Below are 17,785 nucleotides of genomic sequence, written 5' to 3'. Positions count from 1 at the left end.
CCGGAGGGGCATGTCCGGACGGCGTGATTTACGGCGCGTGAAAAGCCCGGTTTCCCTGGGTCCAACGAGCCTTGCACGCGCCGTAAATCACGCCGTCCGGGCATGACCCCGGAGCGGCACCCGGCCACCACCGCAACCACAACAAGCCCGGCCGGCGATTGAGGCCAAAACCACCCACCGGGGGACCCGGTCAGTCGACCCCCGGCTCCGTCACGAAGTCGATCAGCTCCTCCACCCGCCCCAGCAGCGCCGGCTCCAGGTCCCGGTACGAGCGGACCGCGCTCAGGATCCGCTGCCACGCCGCACCGGTGTTTTCCGGCCAGCCCAGCTCGCGGCACACGCCCGTCTTCCAGTCCTGGCCGCGCGGAATCGCCGGCCACGCCGGGATGCCGACCGACGACGGCTTCACCGCCTGCCAGACGTCGATGTACGGGTGGCCCACGACCAGGACGTCGTCCCCGGTGACCTGCTCGGCGAGGCGGGACTCCTTCGAGCCGGGCACCAGGTGGTCGACCAGCACACCGAGGCGCGCGTCCGCCGCCGGGCCGAACTCCGCGACGATCGCCGGGAGGTCGTCGATGCCCTCCAGGTACTCCACGACCACACCCTCGATCCGCAGGTCGTCGCCCCAGACCCGCTCGACCAGTTCCGCGTCGTGCCGCCCCTCGACGTAGATGCGCCCCGCACGGGCCACGCGGGCGCGCGCCCCCGGGACGGCGACCGAGCCGGAGGCCGTACGGGCGGGCCGGGCCGGGCCGCCGGCGGTGGGGCGGACCAGGGTGACGACCTGGCCTTCGAGCATGAACCCCCGCTCCACCAGCGGGAACACCCGGTGTTTGCCGAAGCGGTCCTCCAGGGTGACCGTGGGCCCCTCGGCGGTCTTCTCGCAGCGGATCACCGCGCCGCAGAAGCCCGTCGACACCTCCTCGACCACCAGATCCGGTTCGGCGGGCACCTCGGGCACCGGCTTCGAACGCTTCCAGGGAGGGGTCAGATCGGGGCTGTAGCTGCGCATCCGCCGACGATATCGGGGCCCGCGCCGCCCCGTGCGGGAACGCGCGGCCGGCCGGTCACGCCGTGCCGAATCGCGCCGCCAGCGCGTCCCGCTGCGCCCGTACGAACGCCGCGTCGACGGTCGCGCCGTGGCCGGGAACGTACAGCGCGTCCTCACCGCCCAGCGCCAGCAGCCGGTCCAGCGCGGCCGGCCAGCGGGACGGGATCGCGTCGTGGCCTGCCTGCGGTTCGCCCGACTCCTCGACCAGGTCGCCGCAGAAGACGACCTCACGGTCGCCGGGGACCAGGAGCGCGAGATCGTGCCCGGAGTGCCCCGGTCCGACATTGGCGAGAAGTACCTGCCGCCCGCCGAGATCGAGCGTCGATTCGCCGGAGACCTCGTGCTGCGGCGCGACCAGCAGATCGACCGCGTCGGCGGCGTCGGTGGCGGACACCCCGTGCCGCATCGCGGACTCGCGCAGGCTCTCGCGGTCGCGCAGGAGCAGCTCCGCCAGCCCGACCGCGCCGTACACCCGCGCGCCCGAGAAGGCCGCCGTCCCCAGGACATGGTCGAAATGGGGATGGCTGAGCGCGATGTGCGTGACCCGCCGGCCGCACAGCGCCTGCGCCTGCGCACGGATCCCGGCGCCCTCACGGAGCGTCGAGCCCGTGTCGTACAGAAGTACGGCGTCGTCACCGACGACCAGGCCGACCGTCGCATCCCAGCCAGGGAGTCGGCGTCTGCCGACTCCCCGGGCGATACGTTCCCAGCCGTGCTCTTCCCAACGGACGTTCATACGGCGACGCTATCGGTGGGGGCTGTGGTGCCGCGCGCGGTAGCGTGACCGGTCGGCCTTGCTAGGGGCGTACCTCACGGCCGTACACTGGCCCGGGGAATGCTGGCACTCCAACGCATCGAGTGCCAAGCCGGATCCGAGGAACCAGAGCTGGAGGTGCGCGATGCTGAGCGAACGCAGGCTTGAGGTGCTGCGCGCCATCGTCCAGGACTATGTCGGCACCGAGGAGCCCGTCGGCTCCAAGGCGCTCACCGAGCGGCACAAGCTCGGTGTCTCCCCGGCCACTGTCCGTAACGACATGGCCGTCCTGGAGGACGAGGGCTTCATCGCCCAGCCCCACACGAGTGCGGGGCGCATTCCGACGGACAAGGGCTACCGGCTCTTCGTCGACCGGCTGGCGGGCGTCAAGCCCCTGTCGGCGCCGGAGCGCAGGGCCATCCAGAACTTCCTCGACAGCGCCGTCGACCTGGACGACGTGGTGGGCCGTACGGTGCGGCTGCTCGCGCAGCTGACCCGGCAGGTCGCGGTCGTGCAGTACCCCTCGCTGACCCGTTCGACGGTGCGGCACGTGGAACTGCTCTCGCTGGCCCCCGCGCGGCTGATGCTCGTCCTGATCACCGACACCGGCCGGGTCGAGCAGCGCATGATCGACTGCCCGGTGCCGTTCGGCGACACGTCGCTGGCCGACCTGCGGGCCAGGCTCAACGCCCGGGTCGTCGGCCGCCGGTTCGCGGACGTGCCGCTGCTGGTGCAGGAGCTGCCCGAATCCTTCGACCTGGAGGACCGGGGCACGGTGTCCACGGTCCTGGCGACGCTGCTGGAGACGCTGGTCGAGGAGACGGAGGAGCGGCTGATGATCGGCGGAACCGCCAATCTGACGCGCTTCGGGCACGACTTCCCCCTGACGATCCGGCCGGTGCTGGAGGCACTTGAGGAGCAGGTCGTGCTCCTCAGGCTGCTCGGCGAGGCCGAGGACTCGGGCATGACCGTACGAATCGGGCACGAGAACGCCCACGAGGGCCTCAACTCCACGTCCGTCGTCGCGGTCGGCTACGGTTCGGGCGACGAGGCAGTCGCCAAACTCGGCGTGGTCGGACCGACCCGCATGGACTACCCCGGAACGATGGGAGCGGTACGCGCAGTGGCACGTTACGTCGGACAGATCCTGGCGGAGTCGTAAGTGGCCACGGACTACTACGCCGTACTCGGCGTACGCCGCGACGCATCACAGGACGAGATCAAGAAGGCATTCCGCAGGCTCGCCCGCGAGCTGCACCCGGATGTCAATCCCGATCCGAAGACGCAGGAGCGCTTCAAGGAGATCAACGCCGCCTACGAGGTGCTGTCGGACCCGCAGAAGAAGCAGGTCTACGACCTCGGCGGCGACCCGCTCTCGCAGGCGGGCGCCGGCGCGGGCGGATTCGGGGCCGGTGGATTCGGCAACTTCTCCGACATCATGGACGCGTTCTTCGGGACGTCGCAGCAGCGCGGGCCGAGGTCGCGCACGCGGCGCGGCCAGGACGCGATGATCCGGCTGGAGATCGACCTCAACGAGGCGGCCTTCGGCACCACCAAGGACATCCAGGTCGACACGGCGGTCGTCTGTACGACCTGCTCGGGCGAGGGCGCCGCACCCGGCACCTCCGCGCAGACCTGTGACATGTGCCGTGGTCGCGGTGAGGTCTCGCAGGTCACGCGGTCCTTCCTGGGCCAGGTCATGACGTCGCGGCCCTGCCCGCAGTGCCAGGGCTTCGGTACGGTCGTGCCGACCCCCTGCCCCGAGTGCGCCGGCGACGGCCGTATCCGCTCGCGCCGCACGCTCACGGTCAAGATCCCGGCGGGCGTCGACAACGGCACCCGCATCCAGCTCTCCGGTGAGGGCGAGGTCGGCCCCGGCGGCGGTCCGGCGGGTGACCTGTACGTCGAGATCCACGAGTCGCCGCACGCGGTGTTCCAGCGCCGTGGTGACGATCTGCACTGCACGGTGACCATCCCGATGACGGCGGCGGCGCTGGGTACGCAGTGTCCGCTGGAGACGCTGGACGGTGTCGAGGACATCGACGTCCGGCCGGGCACCCAGTCGGGCCAGTCGATCCCGCTGCACGGCCGCGGCATCACGCATCTGCGCGGTGGCGGCCGGGGCGACCTGATCGTCCATGTCGAGGTCATGACGCCGGCGAAACTCGACCCGGAGCAGGAGCGGTTGCTGCGCGAGCTGGCGAAGCTCAGGGGCGAGGAACGGCCCACCGGCCAGTTCCAGCCGGGCCAACAGGGCCTCTTCTCCAGGCTGAAGGACGCGTTCAACGGCCGTTAGGGCCCTCTGCCCTCAAGCGCCGGACGGGCTGCTTGCCAGCCCGTCCGGCGCTTGAGGACGAACCGGCACCGGCACCCCACCGGGGGCATGGCACGATGCGTGCATGTCCTCCGTGTTGACCGACATCTGCCGGTATCCGATCGTGCAGGCCCCCATGGCCGGCGGCGCGTCCTGCCCGCAGCTCGTCGCGGCCGTCGGTGACGCCGGGGGGCTTGGATTCCTCGCCGCCGGGTACAAGACCGCCGACGGTATGTACCAGGAGGTCAAACAGCTCCGGGGACTGAGCGGCAGCGCCTTCGGCATCAACCTGTTCATGCCGCAGCCGCTCCACGACGACCACGCCGCCGTGGAGCTGTACCGCGATCAGCTCGCCGGCGAGGCGACCTGGTACGAGACCCCCCTCGGGGATCCCGAGGCGGGCAGTGACGACGGGTACGAGGCCAAGCTCGCGATACTGCTCGACGACCCCGTCCCCGTCGTGTCGTTCACCTTCGGCTGCCCCACGCCCACCACACTCGACGCCTTCAGCCGTGTCGGCACCCTCACCGTCGTCACGGTGACCACGCCGGAGGAGGCCCAGACCGCCGAGTGGTCGGGCGCCGACGTCGTCTGCGTCCAGGGCGTCGAGGCCGGCGGCCACCAGGGCACGCACCGCGACGACCCCGCCGCCGACGGCGCGGGCATCGGGCTGCTGTCGCTCGTCACGCAGGTACGCGACTGCGTACGGCTGCCGGTCATCGCGGCCGGCGGCCTCATGCGCGGCGGCCAGATCGCCGCCGTACTCGCCGCGGGCGCCGACGCCGCACAGTTCGGCACCGCCTTCCTCGTCTGCCCGGAGTCCGGCGCCCACGCCCTCCACAAGCGCGCCATGACCAACCCCCTGTTCACCCGGACCGAACTCACCCGCGCCTTCTCCGGGCGGCCCGCGCGCGGTCTCGTCAACCGCTTCATGCGCGAACACGGCCCCTACGCGCCGCCCGCGTACCCCGCGGTGCACCACCTCACGGCCGGGCTGCGCAAGGCCGCCGCCAAGGTCGGCGACCCCCAGGGCATGGCCCTGTGGGCGGGCCAGGGCCACCGGATGGCCCGCGAACTGCCCGCCGGGCAGCTCGTCGAGGTCCTCGCCGACGAACTCGAAGCCGCCCGCGCCTCGCTGACCCCGGGAACCACCTCATGACCGCACCTGTCTTCGTCGTCGGCACCGCCGGGTCCCTGCGGCCCGGCACCGTCACGCTGGACGGCCCCGAGGGCCGCCACGCGGTCTCCGTGAGGAGGCTGCGCGTCGGGGAGGAGGTCGTCCTGACCGACGGCGCCGGCACCGGCGCCCACGGGACGGTCGAGGCCGTCCACGGCAAGGACCGGCTGGACGTGGCCGTCACCGGGGTACGGACCGAGGACGAGCCCGCGCCGCGCATCACCGTCGTGCAGGCCCTGCCCAAGGGCGACCGGGGCGAGCTGTCCGTCGAGACGATGACCGAGACCGGCGCCGACGCGATCGTGCCCTGGCAGGCCGCGCGCTGCATCACCCAGTGGAAGGGCGAGCGGGGCGCCAAGTCCCTGGCCAAGTGGCGCGCAACCGCCCGCGAGGCGGGCAAGCAGTCCCGAAGGCTCCGCTTCCCCGACGTCGCGGAGGCGATGTCCTCCAAAGAGGTCGCGGCGCTCCTGGCGACCGCCGACTTCGCCGCCGTCCTGCACGAGGAAGGCAGCCGGCCCCTGGCCACCGCCGAACTCCCGGACGCCGGAAGCATCGTGCTGGTCGTCGGGCCCGAAGGCGGCGTCTCCCCGGACGAGTTGGCGCTCTTCGCGGACGCCGGCGCCGCCCCGTACCGGCTCGGCCGCACCGTACTGCGCACGTCCACCGCCGGCACGGCCGCCTGCGCGCTGCTCCTGGGCCGCACGGGCCGCTGGTCCTGATCGCCGGGCGGACACCCCCGGCGCCGACGGGCGGATAGCATGCCTGGGTACGGAAGTGACCCGGGGTGACCGGCCGACCGATGAGGAGACCCGGACCATGGCGGGAGAACGACAGGCCGACTGCCTGTTCTGCAAGATCGTCGCCGGGGAGGTGCCCGCCACCGTCGTACGCGAGACGGAGACCACTCTGGCCTTCCGGGACATAAACCCGCAGGCCCCCACCCATGTGCTGGTGATCCCCAAGGTCCACTACCCGGACGCGGCGGCGCTCGCCGCCGCCGAGCCGCGGATCGCCGCCGACATCCTGCGCGAGTCCGCCGAGGTCGCCGCCGAGGACAAGACCGTCGGCAGCGGCTACCGGATCGTCTTCAACACCGGCAGCGGCGCCGGCCAGACCGTCTTCCACGCGCACGCCCACGTGCTGGGCGGACGCGGCCTCAACTGGCCCCCCGGGTAGGCGGCCGACACCGTGTCCGTACGCGAGCTCGTCGTCCTGGGCACCGCCAGCCAGGTCCCCACCCGACACCGCAACCACAACGGCTACCTGCTGCGCTGGGACGGCGAGGGCATCCTCTTCGACCCGGGTGACGGCACCCAGCGCCAGATGGCGCGCGCCTCGGTCGCGGCGTACGACATCAACCGGATCTGCGTCACGCACTTCCACGGCGACCACTCGCTCGGTCTCGCCGGGGTGATCCAGCGCATCAACCTCGACGGCGTCCCGCACGAGGTCACCGCGCACTACCCGGCGAGCGGACACGTCTTCTTCAGGAGGCTGCGTTACGCGACGGCGTACCGCGAGAGCGTCGACATCACCGAGGCGCCCGTCGACGCCGACGGCGTACTCGCCCGGACCGGCTCCTACACCCTGCGGGCGCACAAGCTCTCGCACCCCGTCGAGTCCTACGGTTACCGGATCACCGAGCCCGACGGCCGCAGGATGCTGCCCGGACGCCTCGCCGCGCACGGCATCGAGGGGCCCGACGTGGGACGCCTCCAGCGGGAGGGCGAACTGCGCGGGGTGACGCTCGCCGACGTCAGCGAGCAGCGCAGGGGCCAGAGCTTCGCGTTCGTCATGGACACCCGGCTCTGCGACGGCGTGCACGCCCTGGCCGACGGTGTCGACATGCTGGTCATCGAGTCCACCTTCCTCGACGATGACCACCAACTGGCGGCCGCTCACGGTCATCTGACGGCGGGCCAGGCGGGAGCGGTGGCGCGGGAGGCCGGCGTACGGCACCTCGTACTGACGCACTTCTCGCAGCGGTACAGCGACCCGGCCCAGTTCGAGCGGCAGGCCAGGGCCGCCGGGTACGACGGCGAGCTGACCGTCGCGGCGGACCTCGTGCGGGTGCCGCTCCCCAAGCGCTCCGCCTGATCCACCGCCCGGCCGGGCGGTGCCCGACCGGCGGTTGCCACCACGGCCTGTTTCACGCCGACTGTCAGTGCCATCGGGCACACTGTCCGGATCCGTACGCCGATCCGGGAGCGCGACCGTGACCCCACGTGAAGGAACGCCGCAGGCCCACACCGCCGACGTCGACCCGCTGGGCGCCCTGCGCGCCCCCGACGACCCGGACTGCGACGTCTACCTGACCGGCACGGTCTTCCTCGACATCATCTTCACCGGCCTCGACAGCGCCCCCGTGCGCGGCACCGAGTCCTGGGCCAGGGGGATGGGGTCGAGCCCCGGCGGCATCGCCAACATGGCCAGCGCGCTGGCCCGGCTGGGACTGCGCACCTCGCTGTCGGCCGCCTTCGGTGACGACCACTACGGGGAGTACTGCTGGGACGCGCTGGAGCAGGGCGAGGGCATCGACCTCTCCCGCTCGCGCACCGTCCCCGGCTGGCACTCACCGGTCACGGTCTCCATGGCGTACGAGGACGAGCGGACGATGGTCTCGCACGGCCACGAGGCGCCGCCGCCCGAAGGCACCCTGCCCGAGTGCCCGCCGCGCGCGCGTGCCGCCGTCGCCGCGCTCACACCGGGCCGCAGCGAGGGGTGGATCGCCCGCGCCGCCGGGCACGGCGCGCGGGTCTTCGCCGACGTCGGGTGGGACGACACGGGCCGCTGGGACCTCGCCGGGCTCCCCGACCTGGCGCACTGCGAGGCGTTCCTGCCCAACGCCGAGGAGGCGATGCGCTACACCCGCGCCGACTGCCCGCGGGCCGCCGCGCGGGCGCTGGCCGAACTGGTGCCGCTGGTCGTCGTGACCCTGGGCGCGGAGGGCGCGTACGCGGTCGACAGCGCCACCGGCGCCACCGCCGAGGTGCCGGCCATCGACGTGGAGGCGCTCGACCCGACAGGCGCGGGCGACGTGTTCGTCGCCGGGTTCGTCACCGGCACCCTCGCCGACTGGCCGCTCGCCGACCGGCTCGCCTTCTCAGGGCTCACGGCCGCCCTGTCCGTCCAGGAGTTCGGCGGATCGCTGTCGGCGCCCGGCTGGTCGGAGGTCGCCGCCTGGTGGGGCTACGTCCAGGAGTCGTCGGACCAGGACCCGGCGGCGCTGCGCCGGTACGGCTTCCTGGCGGGGCTGCTGCCCGCGCCCAGCCGGCCGTGGCCGCTGCGCAGGGCCGTCCCGACGATCGGGTTCGGCCGCTCGGGCTGACGCGTCCGGGCGCCTTCCGGGGGACGCACCGGCGGCCCGCCCGGAGGGCCCGCGAAAAGGCGCACGGAAAAGCCCTACGGGCATGTCAGTGCGGAGTCGTACGCTGGTACCCAGAGGTTGTCGAGCGGCGAGAACCCTGCAACGGGAGGTATGTGCAGGCCACAGTGCCGGCCCATGACTCAGACACCCACAGTCCGTACCCCCGCGCCCGGTCAGGCGCGAGCCCACTTCACCATCCCCGCCAAGCACCCGATGGTGACGATCCTGGGTTCCGGTGACTCGCTGTTGCGCGTGATCGAGAAGGCGTTCCCGGCCGCCGACATCCATGTCCGGGGCAATCAGATCAGCGCCGTGGGCGACGCGGCCGAGGTCGCGCTGATCCAGAGCCTGTTCGACGAGATGATGCTGGTGCTCCGCACCGGTCAGCCGATGACGGAGGACGCAGTGGAACGCTCGATCGCCATGCTCAGGGCGAGCGAGAACGGCGGCGCGGACGGACCCGAGACCCCCGCCGAAGTTCTCACGCAGAACATCGTCTCCAGCCGTGGCCGCACGATCCGCCCCAAGACGCTCAACCAGAAGCGTTACGTGGACGCGATCGACAAGCACACGATCGTCTTCGGCATCGGCCCGGCGGGCACCGGCAAGACCTATCTCGCCATGGCCAAGGCCGTGCAGGCCCTCCAGTCCAAGCAGGTCACCAGGATCATCCTGACCAGGCCCGCGGTGGAGGCGGGGGAGCGGCTCGGCTTCCTGCCCGGCACGCTGTACGAGAAGATCGACCCGTATCTGCGCCCGCTCTACGACGCGCTGCACGACATGCTCGACCCCGACTCGATCCCGCGCCTGATGGCGGCGGGCACGATCGAGGTCGCGCCCCTGGCGTACATGCGCGGCCGGACGCTGAACGACGCGTTCATCATCCTCGACGAGGCGCAGAACACCAGCTCGCAGCAGATGAAGATGTTCCTGACGAGGCTCGGCTTCGACTCGAAGATCGTCATCACGGGCGACGTCACCCAGGTCGACCTCCCCGGCGGCACGAAGAGCGGGCTGCGCCAGGTCCAGGACATCCTGCACGACGTCGAGGACGTGCACTTCTCCCGGCTCACATCGGATGATGTCGTCCGGCACAAGCTCGTCGGCCGTATCGTCGACGCCTACGAGCAGTACGACAGCCGCAACGGCAACGAACAGCACAGCTGAGCCGGCACACCCGCGGCCCAGCGGCATCTATCCGGGAGAGTCACACCGCACCATGTCGATCGACGTCAACAACGAGTCAGGCACCGAGGTCGACGAGCAGGCGATCCTCGGGGCCGCCCGCTACGCGCTCACCCGGATGCGTATCCACCCCCTCTCCGAGCTCTCGGTGATCGTGGTGGACTCCGCCGCCATGGAACAGCTGCACATGCAGTGGATGGACCTGCCCGGTCCGACCGACGTCATGTCCTTCCCGATGGACGAACTGCGTCCGCCGGTGAAGGACGACGAGGAGCCCCCGCAGGGGCTCCTCGGTGACGTCGTCCTGTGTCCCGAGGTCGCGAAGACCCAGGGCGAGGAAGCGCCGACGCGGCACTCCATGGACGAGGAGCTTCAGCTCCTCACCGTCCACGGTGTCCTGCACCTCCTCGGGTACGACCACGAGGAGCCGGACGAGAAGGCCGAGATGTTCGGCCTCCAGGCCGCCATCGTGGACGGCTGGCGGGCCGAACAGGGCCTCACCGGTCCCTCTCCCGCACCGACCGTCTCGTGATCACGCAACTGATCATCGGGGCGGTCGCGCTGGTCGTCGTCGCCTGGCTGGCGGCCTGCGCCGAGGCGGGGCTCGCCCGCGTCTCCACGTTCCGGGCGGCGGAGGCCGAGCGCTCGGGGCGGCGCGGCGCCGACAAGCTGGCGCAGATCGCCGCCGACCCGACGCGGTATCTCAACGTGGCGCTGCTGGTGCGTGTCGCGTGCGAGATGGCGGCGGGGGTGATCGTCACGTACGTCTGCCTGGAGGAGTTCAAGGAGACCTGGGCCGCGCTGCTCGTCGCGATCGGCGTGATGGTCCTCGTGAGCTATGTCGCCGTCGGCGTCTCGCCGCGCACCATCGGCCGCCAGCACCCGCTGAACACGGCGACCGCGGCGGCGTACGTGCTGCTGCCGCTGGCCCGGATCATGGGGCCGGTCCCGCAGCTGCTGATCCTCCTGGGCAACGCGCTGACGCCGGGCAAGGGCTTCCGCAAGGGACCCTTCGCGAGCGAGGCCGAGCTGCGGGCGATGGTCGACCTCGCCGAGCAGGAGTCGCTCATCGAGGACGACGAGCGCCGGATGGTGCACTCGGTCTTCGAACTCGGGGACACCCTGGTGCGGGAGGTCATGGTCCCGCGCACCGACCTGGTCTGCATCGAGCGCTACAAGACGATCAGGCAGGCCCTGACGCTGGCCCTGCGCTCCGGCTTCTCCCGGATCCCGGTCACGGGGGAGAACGAGGACGACATCGTCGGCATCGTCTACCTCAAGGACCTCGTCAGGAAGACGCACATCAACCGCGACTCCGAGGCCGATCTGGTCTCCACGGCGATGCGCCCGGCGGCGTTCGTGCCGGACACGAAGAACGCGGGCGATCTGCTGCGGGAGATGCAGCAGGAGCGCAATCACGTCGCCGTCGTCATCGACGAGTACGGCGGCACCGCCGGCATCGTGACGATCGAGGACATCCTGGAGGAGATCGTCGGCGAGATCACGGACGAGTACGACCGTGAGCTGCCGCCCGTCGAGGAGACGGGCACCGACTCCTACCGGGTCACGGCACGGCTCGACATCGGCGATCTCGGGGAGCTGTACGGGCTCGACGAGTTCGACGACGAGGACGTGGAGACGGTCGGCGGTCTGCTCGCCAAGGCGCTCGGACGGGTGCCGATCGCCGGGGCCAGCGCGCTGGTGGAGCTGCCGGACGGGCGCACGCTGCGGCTGACGGCGGAGTCCCCGGCCGGCCGGCGGAACAAGATCGTGACGGTCCTCGCGGAGCCGGCCGAGCGGACGACGGCGCGGTGAGCCGCTCCCGGCACGGATCGCTGTCGCGGGACGAACTGCGCGCGTTCTGCCTGGAGTTCAACGCCGTGACGGAGGAGTTCCCCTTCAACCCGGAGACCTCTGTCTTCAAGGTGACGGGGAAGGTGTTCGCGCTCACGGCGCTGGACGCGGAGCCGCTGAAGGTCTCGCTCAAGTGCGATCCGGACGAAGCGATCCGGCTCCGTGCCGCCCATCCCGGGATCGTCCCCGGCTGGCACCTCAACAAGCGGCACTGGAACACGGTCACCGTCGCCGGGCTGCCCGCCGGGACGGTGCGCGAGCTGATCGAGGACAGCTACGACCTCGTGGTGGCCGGTCTGCCGAAGGCGGAGCGCCTCCGGCTGGACCGGCCGTAGGCCGTGTTTCGAAAGTAGCGCCGTCCGCCCGTAGGCCAGGCGGGACTTTCGAAACACGGCCCAGCAGGGGCGGGTCAGTTGTTGGGCCGCAGCCGGCGGCGCACCTGACGCCGGACCGCCGGACCGATCCGCAGCGGCGAGCCGTTCTCCAGATCGGCCAGCCGCCGCTCCATGGAGTTCAGCTTCTTCTGGAGTTCGTTGTTCTTCTTGGTGAGCATCTCTATGCGGCGGTCGGTGACGGTGTGGCGCTCGTGCAGCCGGCTGAAGCGGTAGTGCAGCGATCCGTCGTCCGTGCCGTCCCACACCCCGAGGGACGGCGGGAGGTCGAGCGCGCCGAGCCGCAGGTCGAACGCGGCGCCGCCGTCGCCGTGCGTGAAGGTGTTCTCCAGACCGTTCCTGTCGAGGAAGCCGACGAAGCGGTCGAAGCGCTCCTTGTGCCCGTTCAGCATCTCGCTGAAGTCGGCCTGGTCGTACAGCTCCTGCGGGTGGATGTCGGCGGGTGTGGCGCTGAGCATCCGGTGCGGTATGCCGAAGTAGCGGCACAGTTCCAGGGTCCGCGAGTCGTGGACGAGCACGACGCTGGGGGTGCCGGCGAGCAGCGGCGCGATGTTGCCGTGGATGCGGGTGCCGTAGACGAAGTCGTACGTCGCCAGCTCGTCCATCCATGTCTTGGGATCCAGCGGGACCCTGACCCGGTTCTCCTCGAACAGCGGGTGGGTCAGCCGGCGGGGGAAGCGGGTCTTCGGGCCGGTGACGGCGGAAGTGTCGCCCCAGAAGAGGATCTCGGCGTCGGCGAGGTTCTGCGCGTAGTACCTGAGGTGCGGGAACCGTTCCAGCGCGTGGCGGGCCAGGCCCTCCAGGTCGCCGACGGTCGTCGCGCCCGGCGACATGTTGATCACGATCCGGGAGTGGGCGTCGATCGTGCCCGGGTTCCGGGGCGTCGGGAAGGTGTCGCCGTGGAGGAACATCGACGGACAGCCGATGACCTCGATGTGCTTCTTGAAACCGAGCCGCTCCAGGTAGGAGGCGGTCAGTTCACCGCGCACACCCATGGAGGCGGACCTGTCCAGGACGGCCTTGACGAACCGCTTGACGGAGGTCTCGATGGGCCCCAGTTTGGCGGTGTTGTAGTCATGGGTCGCCTGCGCGCCCACGCCCACGACGACGACGGGGATGGTGAGCTGCTCGATGAGGGTGGACAGCTTGTCCAGCGCGCCCTTGAAGGACGGACGGAAGGCATTGGCGAGAGGGACGACGAAGACGTCGTACTGCTCATTGATCTGCCGCGCACGCTCGGCGGTCGGGACGGTGCTGAGCCCGTTGGAGGTGATCTCGGTGCGCTCGGTGAGGAGGATCTTGTGCGCGGCGTCGCTGAAGAGCAGGTTCCCGGAGTTCGTGCCGATCAGGTCCTTCTGGATGAACTCCTGCTGGCTGGCGACGTAGAACGGGCTCTTACCAGAGCGTATGAGTATGCGCTTCATGACCTTCTTCCTCGTTTGCTCAGACACACCTGTCTGGGAGCCCGGCAAGCGCTCTCCCCCACCGGCACCGGTCCTGGTCAGTGACCGGGCCGCGTGGTACGGGACGATACCCGAGATCAAAAGCTAGAAGACATGGGTATTTCATGCTTTGTTGGGATGGCGTTCATGTGATCTATGGCTCGTGCGTGATGCCGGAATCGCGGAATTCAACGCTGCGTCAGGCGGGCGCTGCGCTCCGTGTGCCGACAGTGCTCCGGTGACGGTGGAGCACCGTCCGCCCGGACGACCGTCATCCGGGTTCCCCGCCGTCGGAAGGACAATCGATCAGTGATCGGCAAACTGCAGTGCGTGGTGCTGGACTGCCCCGACGCGGGGGCACTCGCGCTGTTCTACCAGTCGCTGCTCGGCGGCGAGGTCGACCGGCCCGATCCCCGGTGGGCCGTGGGCGACGGCTTCGCCACCCTGCACACCGGGGACGGTCCCGTGTTCGCCTTCCAGCGGGTGCCGGGGTACCGGGCGCCGCGGTGGCCGGACGCCGCGTATCCGCAGCAGTTCCATCTGGATCTCGACGTCGAGGACATCGGCCGGGCCCAGGAGCAAGTCCTCGCCCTCGGCGCGACGTTGCTCCACGTCGACCCCGCCGGGTGGCGGGTCTTCGCCGATCCGGCGGGCCATCCCTTCTGTCTTCTCGGCTGACGAGGGCGGGCCGCGCCGCCGGTCGCGCGGCTCTCTATGCTCGGGCCATGACGCAGAGCACCGACCTCGATCCCGAGGACCGCAAGATCATCACGCTGGCCCGCAGCGCCCGTGCCCGTAACGGGGTGCCCGAGGGGGCGGCCGTGCGGGACGACACCGGGCGGACCTATGTCGCGGGGACCGTCGGCCTCGACTCCCTGAAGCTCAGCGCGCTGCGGACCGCCGTCGCCATGGCCGTCGCGAGCGGCGCCACCTCGCTGGAGGCCGCCGCCGTGGTCACCGACGCCGAGGCGCCGAGCGAGGAGGACCGCGCCGCCGTACGCGATCTCGGCGGGCCCGGGACGCCCGTGCTGGTGGCCGCTCCCGACGGGACCGTGCGGCAGACCGTCACCGCCGGCTGAGGCGTCCGGAGCGTCCGTCTCCGGGCCGACTGGTCGGCGGCGGCGGGGCGATCGGGGAGAATGGGCGCCATGAGCGCTCGTACACCTTCGTCTCCCGAGACGTCCGAAGCCCCCCACCGGGCCGGTTTCGCCTGTTTCGTCGGTCGCCCCAACGCGGGCAAGTCCACCCTCACGAACGCTCTGGTCGGCCAGAAGGTGGCCATCACGTCGAGCCGGCCGCAGACCACGCGCCACACGGTGCGCGGCATCGTGCACCGGCCCGAGGCGCAGCTGATCCTGGTCGACACCCCCGGTCTCCACAAGCCGCGCACGCTGCTCGGCGAGCGGCTGAACGACGTCGTACGGACCACCTGGGCCGAGGTCGACGTCATCGGTTTCTGCGTGCCCGCGGACCAGAAGCTCGGCCCCGGTGACCGCTTCATCGCCAAGGAGCTCGCCGGGATCAGGAAGACGCCGAAGGTCGCGCTCGTCACGAAGACCGACCTCGTCGACTCCCGCGTGCTGGCGGAGCAGCTGATCGCGATCGACCAGCTCGGCAAGGAGCTGGGCTTCGAGTGGGCGGAGATCGTCCCGGTCTCCGCCGTCAGCGGCGACCAGGTGGACCTCGTCGCCGAGCTGCTGGTCCCGCTGCTGCCGCAGAGCCCGCCGCTCTACCCGGAGGGCGACCTCACCGACGAGCCCGAGATGGTGATGGTGGCCGAGCTGATCCGCGAGGCCGCGCTCGAAGGCGTACGGGACGAGCTGCCGCACTCGATCGCGGTGGTGGTCGAGGAGATGCTGCCGCGCGAGGACCGGCCGGCGGACAAGCCGCTGCTGGACATCCACGCGAACGTCTACATCGAGCGGCCGAGCCAGAAGGGGATCATCATCGGCCCCAAGGGCAAGCGGCTCAAGGAGGTCGGGACGAAGTCCCGCAAGCACATCGAGGCGCTGCTGGGCACGCCGGTCTTCCTGGACCTGCACGTCAAGGTCGCGAAGGACTGGCAGCGCGACCCCAAACAGCTGCGCAAGCTCGGTTTCTGAGCGGGACCGACGACGACGGCCGCGGCCGTCGCAGCCGCTCGAAGCCGGGGAGGCCCACGGGAGCCCGGCACGGACGGGCGGATCGGTGCTTTTCCGGGCAATTTGACCGCGACCCCCGGTGATCCCGCATACTGATACGGCCCCGCGCGGACCGCGCGGCTCCGCTAGGCTGCGGCACATCATGCGTTTCGGGCTGCTTCTCCTTAGCTGCCGCGGCGAGGGTCTGTAGTCGTAGGCCGACCCCCTCCCCGCGGAGTCTGGTGATGCGGTTTTCCCGCCCCGTCGGCCGTCCAGCGGACACACGAGGAGCCCAACGCAATGTCTGAGCGCATGTCCGACCCCGCAGCGGCCGGACCGGCCGTCGGCCGTCCCACCCCCGTCACCAACGCCACGCACACCCAGAAGCCGTCCGGGATGCCGATCCACAAGTACGGCCGGTACGAGGCCGTGGACATCCCCGACCGCACCTGGCCGGACAACCGTGTCACCCAGGCGCCCCGCTGGCTCTCCACCGATCTGCGCGACGGCAATCAGGCCCTGATCGACCCCATGTCGCCCGCCCGCAAGCGCGAGATGTTCGACCTGCTGGTGCGCATGGGCTACAAGGAGATCGAGGTCGGCTTCCCGTCGTCCGGCGAGACCGACTTCGCCTTCGTACGGTCGATCATCGAAGAGGGCGCCGTACCCGAGGACGTGACCATCTCCGTCCTGACGCAGGCCAGGGAAGAGCTGATCGAGCGCACCGTCCAGTCGCTCGTGGGCGCCCACCGCGCCACCGTCCACCTGTACAACGCCACCGCCCCCACCTTCCGCCGCGTCGTCTTCCGCGGCACCCGCGAGCAGGTCAGGCAGATCGCCGTGGACGGTACGCGGCTGGTCTCCGAGTACGCGGAGAAGATCCTGGGCCCGGAGACGGTCTTCGGCTACCAGTACAGCCCGGAGATCTTCACCGACACCGAGCTGGACTTCGCCCTGGAGGTCTGCGAGGGCGTCATGGACGTCTGGCAGCCCGAGGAGGGCCGCGAGATCATCCTCAACCTGCCGGCCACCGTCGAGCGCTCCACCCCCTCCACGCACGCCGACCGCTTCGAGTGGATGTCGCGGAACCTGTCGCGCCGCGAGCACGTCTGCCTCTCCGTGCACCCGCACAACGACCGGGGTACCGCCGTCGCCGCCGCCGAGCTGGCGATCATGGCGGGGGCCGACCGTATCGAGGGCTGTCTCTTCGGCCAGGGCGAGCGCACCGGCAACGTCGACCTGGTGACCCTGGGCATGAACCTGTTCTCCCAGGGCGTCGACCCGCAGATCGACTTCTCGCAGATCGACGAGATCCGGCGCACCAGCGAGTACTGCAACCAGATGGAGATCCACCCGCGCCACCCCTACGCGGGCGACCTCGTCTACACCGCCTTCTCCGGCTCCCACCAGGACGCCATCAAGAAGGGCTTCGACGCGATGGAGGCCGACGCGGCCGCCCAGGGCAAGACCGTCGACGAGATCCCGTGGGCCGTGCCGTACCTGCCGATCGACCCCAAGGACGTGGGCCGTTCGTACGAGGCGGTCATCCGGGTCAACTCGCAGTCCGGCAAGGGCGGCATCGCCTACGTACTGAAGAACGACCACAAGCTGGACCTGCCGCGCCGGATGCAGATCGAGTTCTCGCGGATCATCCAGGCGAAGACGGACTCCGAGGGCGGCGAGGTCACACCCAAGGCGATCTGGTCGGCCTTCGAGGACGAGTACCTGCCCAACCCGGGCGACGCGGGCGCCCGTTGGGGCCGGATCCAGCTGCGTTCGGGCCAGAGCACGACCGACAAGGACGGCACGGACACCCTCACCGTCGAAGCCGTCGTGGACGGCGCCGACACCGTCCTCACCGGCTCCGGCAACGGGCCGATTTCGGCCTTCTTCGCCGCGCTGGCCGCCGTCGGGGTCGACGCCCGGCTGCTGGACTACTCCGAGCACACCATGAGCGAGGGCGCGAGCGCGCAGGCCGCCTCGTACATCGAGTGCGCGATCGACGGAAAGGTGCTGTGGGGTATCGGCATTGACGCCAACACCACCCGCGCCTCGCTGAAAGCCGTCGTCTCCGCGGTGAACCGCGCAACGCGCTGACCTGAGCGTTTACCGGCCCCGTCCATCTT

At 70.7% G+C, this 17,785-nt stretch carries 18 protein-coding genes; 15 read left to right on the top strand and 3 right to left on the bottom strand.

Going from position 1 to position 17,785, the window contains the following annotated elements; all coding sequences use genetic code 11:
- Positions 1-190 precede the first annotated feature (190 nt).
- Together GXP76_RS09465 and GXP76_RS09460 are read right to left on the bottom strand one after the other, a co-directional pair.
- Positions 191-1,015 (bottom strand): DUF3097 domain-containing protein, encoded by an 825-nt coding sequence (locus GXP76_RS09465; RefSeq protein WP_242570991.1) that lies wholly within the window; start codon positions 1,013-1,015, stop codon positions 191-193.
- 55 nt (positions 1,016-1,070) lie between these two features.
- Positions 1,071-1,790, bottom strand: coding sequence for an MBL fold metallo-hydrolase (locus tag GXP76_RS09460; RefSeq protein WP_242570990.1), 720 nt, complete (start codon positions 1,788-1,790; stop codon positions 1,071-1,073).
- A 163-nt stretch (positions 1,791-1,953) separates the two neighbouring features.
- Here GXP76_RS09460 and hrcA point away from each other — a divergent pair, with 163 nt between their 5' ends.
- The 11 genes from hrcA (at position 1,954) to GXP76_RS09405 (ending at position 12,040) form a co-directional block, all read left to right on the top strand.
- On the top strand, positions 1,954-2,970 hold the full coding sequence (gene hrcA, locus GXP76_RS09455; protein ID WP_242570989.1) for a heat-inducible transcriptional repressor HrcA: 1,017 nt from the start codon (positions 1,954-1,956) through the stop codon (positions 2,968-2,970).
- On the top strand, positions 2,971-4,104 hold the full coding sequence (gene dnaJ, locus GXP76_RS09450) for a molecular chaperone DnaJ (RefSeq protein WP_242570988.1): 1,134 nt from the start codon (positions 2,971-2,973) through the stop codon (positions 4,102-4,104). It abuts the gene before it with no gap.
- 103 nt (positions 4,105-4,207) lie between these two features.
- Positions 4,208-5,281, top strand: a complete 1,074-nt coding sequence (locus GXP76_RS09445) for a nitronate monooxygenase (protein ID WP_242570987.1) — start codon at positions 4,208-4,210, stop codon at positions 5,279-5,281.
- Complete coding sequence (locus GXP76_RS09440; RefSeq protein ID WP_242570986.1) at positions 5,278-6,018, top strand: 16S rRNA (uracil(1498)-N(3))-methyltransferase; 741 nt, start codon at positions 5,278-5,280, stop codon at positions 6,016-6,018. Before GXP76_RS09445 ends, GXP76_RS09440 begins: the two co-directional genes overlap by 4 nt.
- Before the next feature lie 97 nt (positions 6,019-6,115).
- On the top strand, positions 6,116-6,475 hold the full coding sequence (locus GXP76_RS09435) for a histidine triad nucleotide-binding protein (RefSeq protein ID WP_242570985.1): 360 nt from the start codon (positions 6,116-6,118) through the stop codon (positions 6,473-6,475).
- Positions 6,476-6,487: 12 nt separating this feature from the next.
- Positions 6,488-7,396, top strand: coding sequence for a ribonuclease Z (locus GXP76_RS09430; protein WP_242570984.1), 909 nt, complete (start codon positions 6,488-6,490; stop codon positions 7,394-7,396).
- A 118-nt stretch (positions 7,397-7,514) separates the two neighbouring features.
- Positions 7,515-8,627 carry a PfkB family carbohydrate kinase gene (locus GXP76_RS09425; protein ID WP_242570983.1) on the top strand — a complete coding sequence of 371 codons (1,113 nt, stop codon included), beginning with the start codon at positions 7,515-7,517 and terminating at the stop codon, positions 8,625-8,627.
- A gap of 174 nt (positions 8,628-8,801) precedes the next feature.
- The gene (locus tag GXP76_RS09420) at positions 8,802-9,833 is read left to right on the top strand and encodes a PhoH family protein (RefSeq protein ID WP_242570982.1); all 1,032 of its coding nucleotides are present in this window, start codon (positions 8,802-8,804) and stop codon (positions 9,831-9,833) included.
- 52 nt (positions 9,834-9,885) lie between these two features.
- The gene (gene ybeY / locus GXP76_RS09415) at positions 9,886-10,383 is read left to right on the top strand and encodes an rRNA maturation RNase YbeY (protein ID WP_147872981.1); all 498 of its coding nucleotides are present in this window, start codon (positions 9,886-9,888) and stop codon (positions 10,381-10,383) included.
- Positions 10,380-11,666 carry a hemolysin family protein gene (locus tag GXP76_RS09410; RefSeq protein WP_242570981.1) on the top strand — a complete coding sequence of 429 codons (1,287 nt, stop codon included), beginning with the start codon at positions 10,380-10,382 and terminating at the stop codon, positions 11,664-11,666. The genes ybeY and GXP76_RS09410 overlap by 4 nt, the downstream gene beginning before the upstream one ends.
- A 20-nt stretch (positions 11,667-11,686) precedes the next feature.
- Positions 11,687-12,040 (top strand): MmcQ/YjbR family DNA-binding protein, encoded by a 354-nt coding sequence (locus tag GXP76_RS09405; RefSeq protein ID WP_242570995.1) that lies wholly within the window; start codon positions 11,687-11,689, stop codon positions 12,038-12,040.
- A gap of 74 nt (positions 12,041-12,114) precedes the next feature.
- Here the strand turns inward: GXP76_RS09405 and GXP76_RS09400 are convergent, their stop codons facing one another.
- The gene (locus GXP76_RS09400) at positions 12,115-13,521 is read right to left on the bottom strand and encodes a polysaccharide pyruvyl transferase family protein (RefSeq protein WP_242570980.1); all 1,407 of its coding nucleotides are present in this window, start codon (positions 13,519-13,521) and stop codon (positions 12,115-12,117) included.
- 327 nt (positions 13,522-13,848) lie between these two features.
- Between GXP76_RS09400 and GXP76_RS09395 the strand changes: the two genes are divergently transcribed.
- The 4 genes from GXP76_RS09395 (at position 13,849) to leuA (ending at position 17,756) form a co-directional block, all read left to right on the top strand.
- Positions 13,849-14,217 (top strand): VOC family protein, encoded by a 369-nt coding sequence (locus GXP76_RS09395; RefSeq protein ID WP_242570979.1) that lies wholly within the window; start codon positions 13,849-13,851, stop codon positions 14,215-14,217.
- Between the two features lie 47 nt (positions 14,218-14,264).
- On the top strand, positions 14,265-14,618 hold the full coding sequence (locus GXP76_RS09390) for a cytidine deaminase (RefSeq protein WP_242570978.1): 354 nt from the start codon (positions 14,265-14,267) through the stop codon (positions 14,616-14,618).
- 60 nt (positions 14,619-14,678) lie between these two features.
- Entirely contained in the window at positions 14,679-15,641 is a 963-nt protein-coding gene (gene era, locus GXP76_RS09385) for a GTPase Era (protein WP_242570977.1), read from the top strand.
- 318 nt (positions 15,642-15,959) lie between these two features.
- Positions 15,960-17,756 carry a 2-isopropylmalate synthase gene (leuA, locus tag GXP76_RS09380; RefSeq protein ID WP_242570976.1) on the top strand — a complete coding sequence of 599 codons (1,797 nt, stop codon included), beginning with the start codon at positions 15,960-15,962 and terminating at the stop codon, positions 17,754-17,756.
- Positions 17,757-17,785: the final 29 nt, after the last annotated feature.

It is taken from the genome of Streptomyces sp. NP-1717 (assembly GCF_022695985.1).
Lineage (GTDB): Bacteria > Actinomycetota > Actinomycetes > Streptomycetales > Streptomycetaceae > Streptomyces.
The sequence above is the reverse complement of the archived record's forward strand: the minus strand, read 5'-3'. Positions and strand labels throughout refer to the sequence as shown.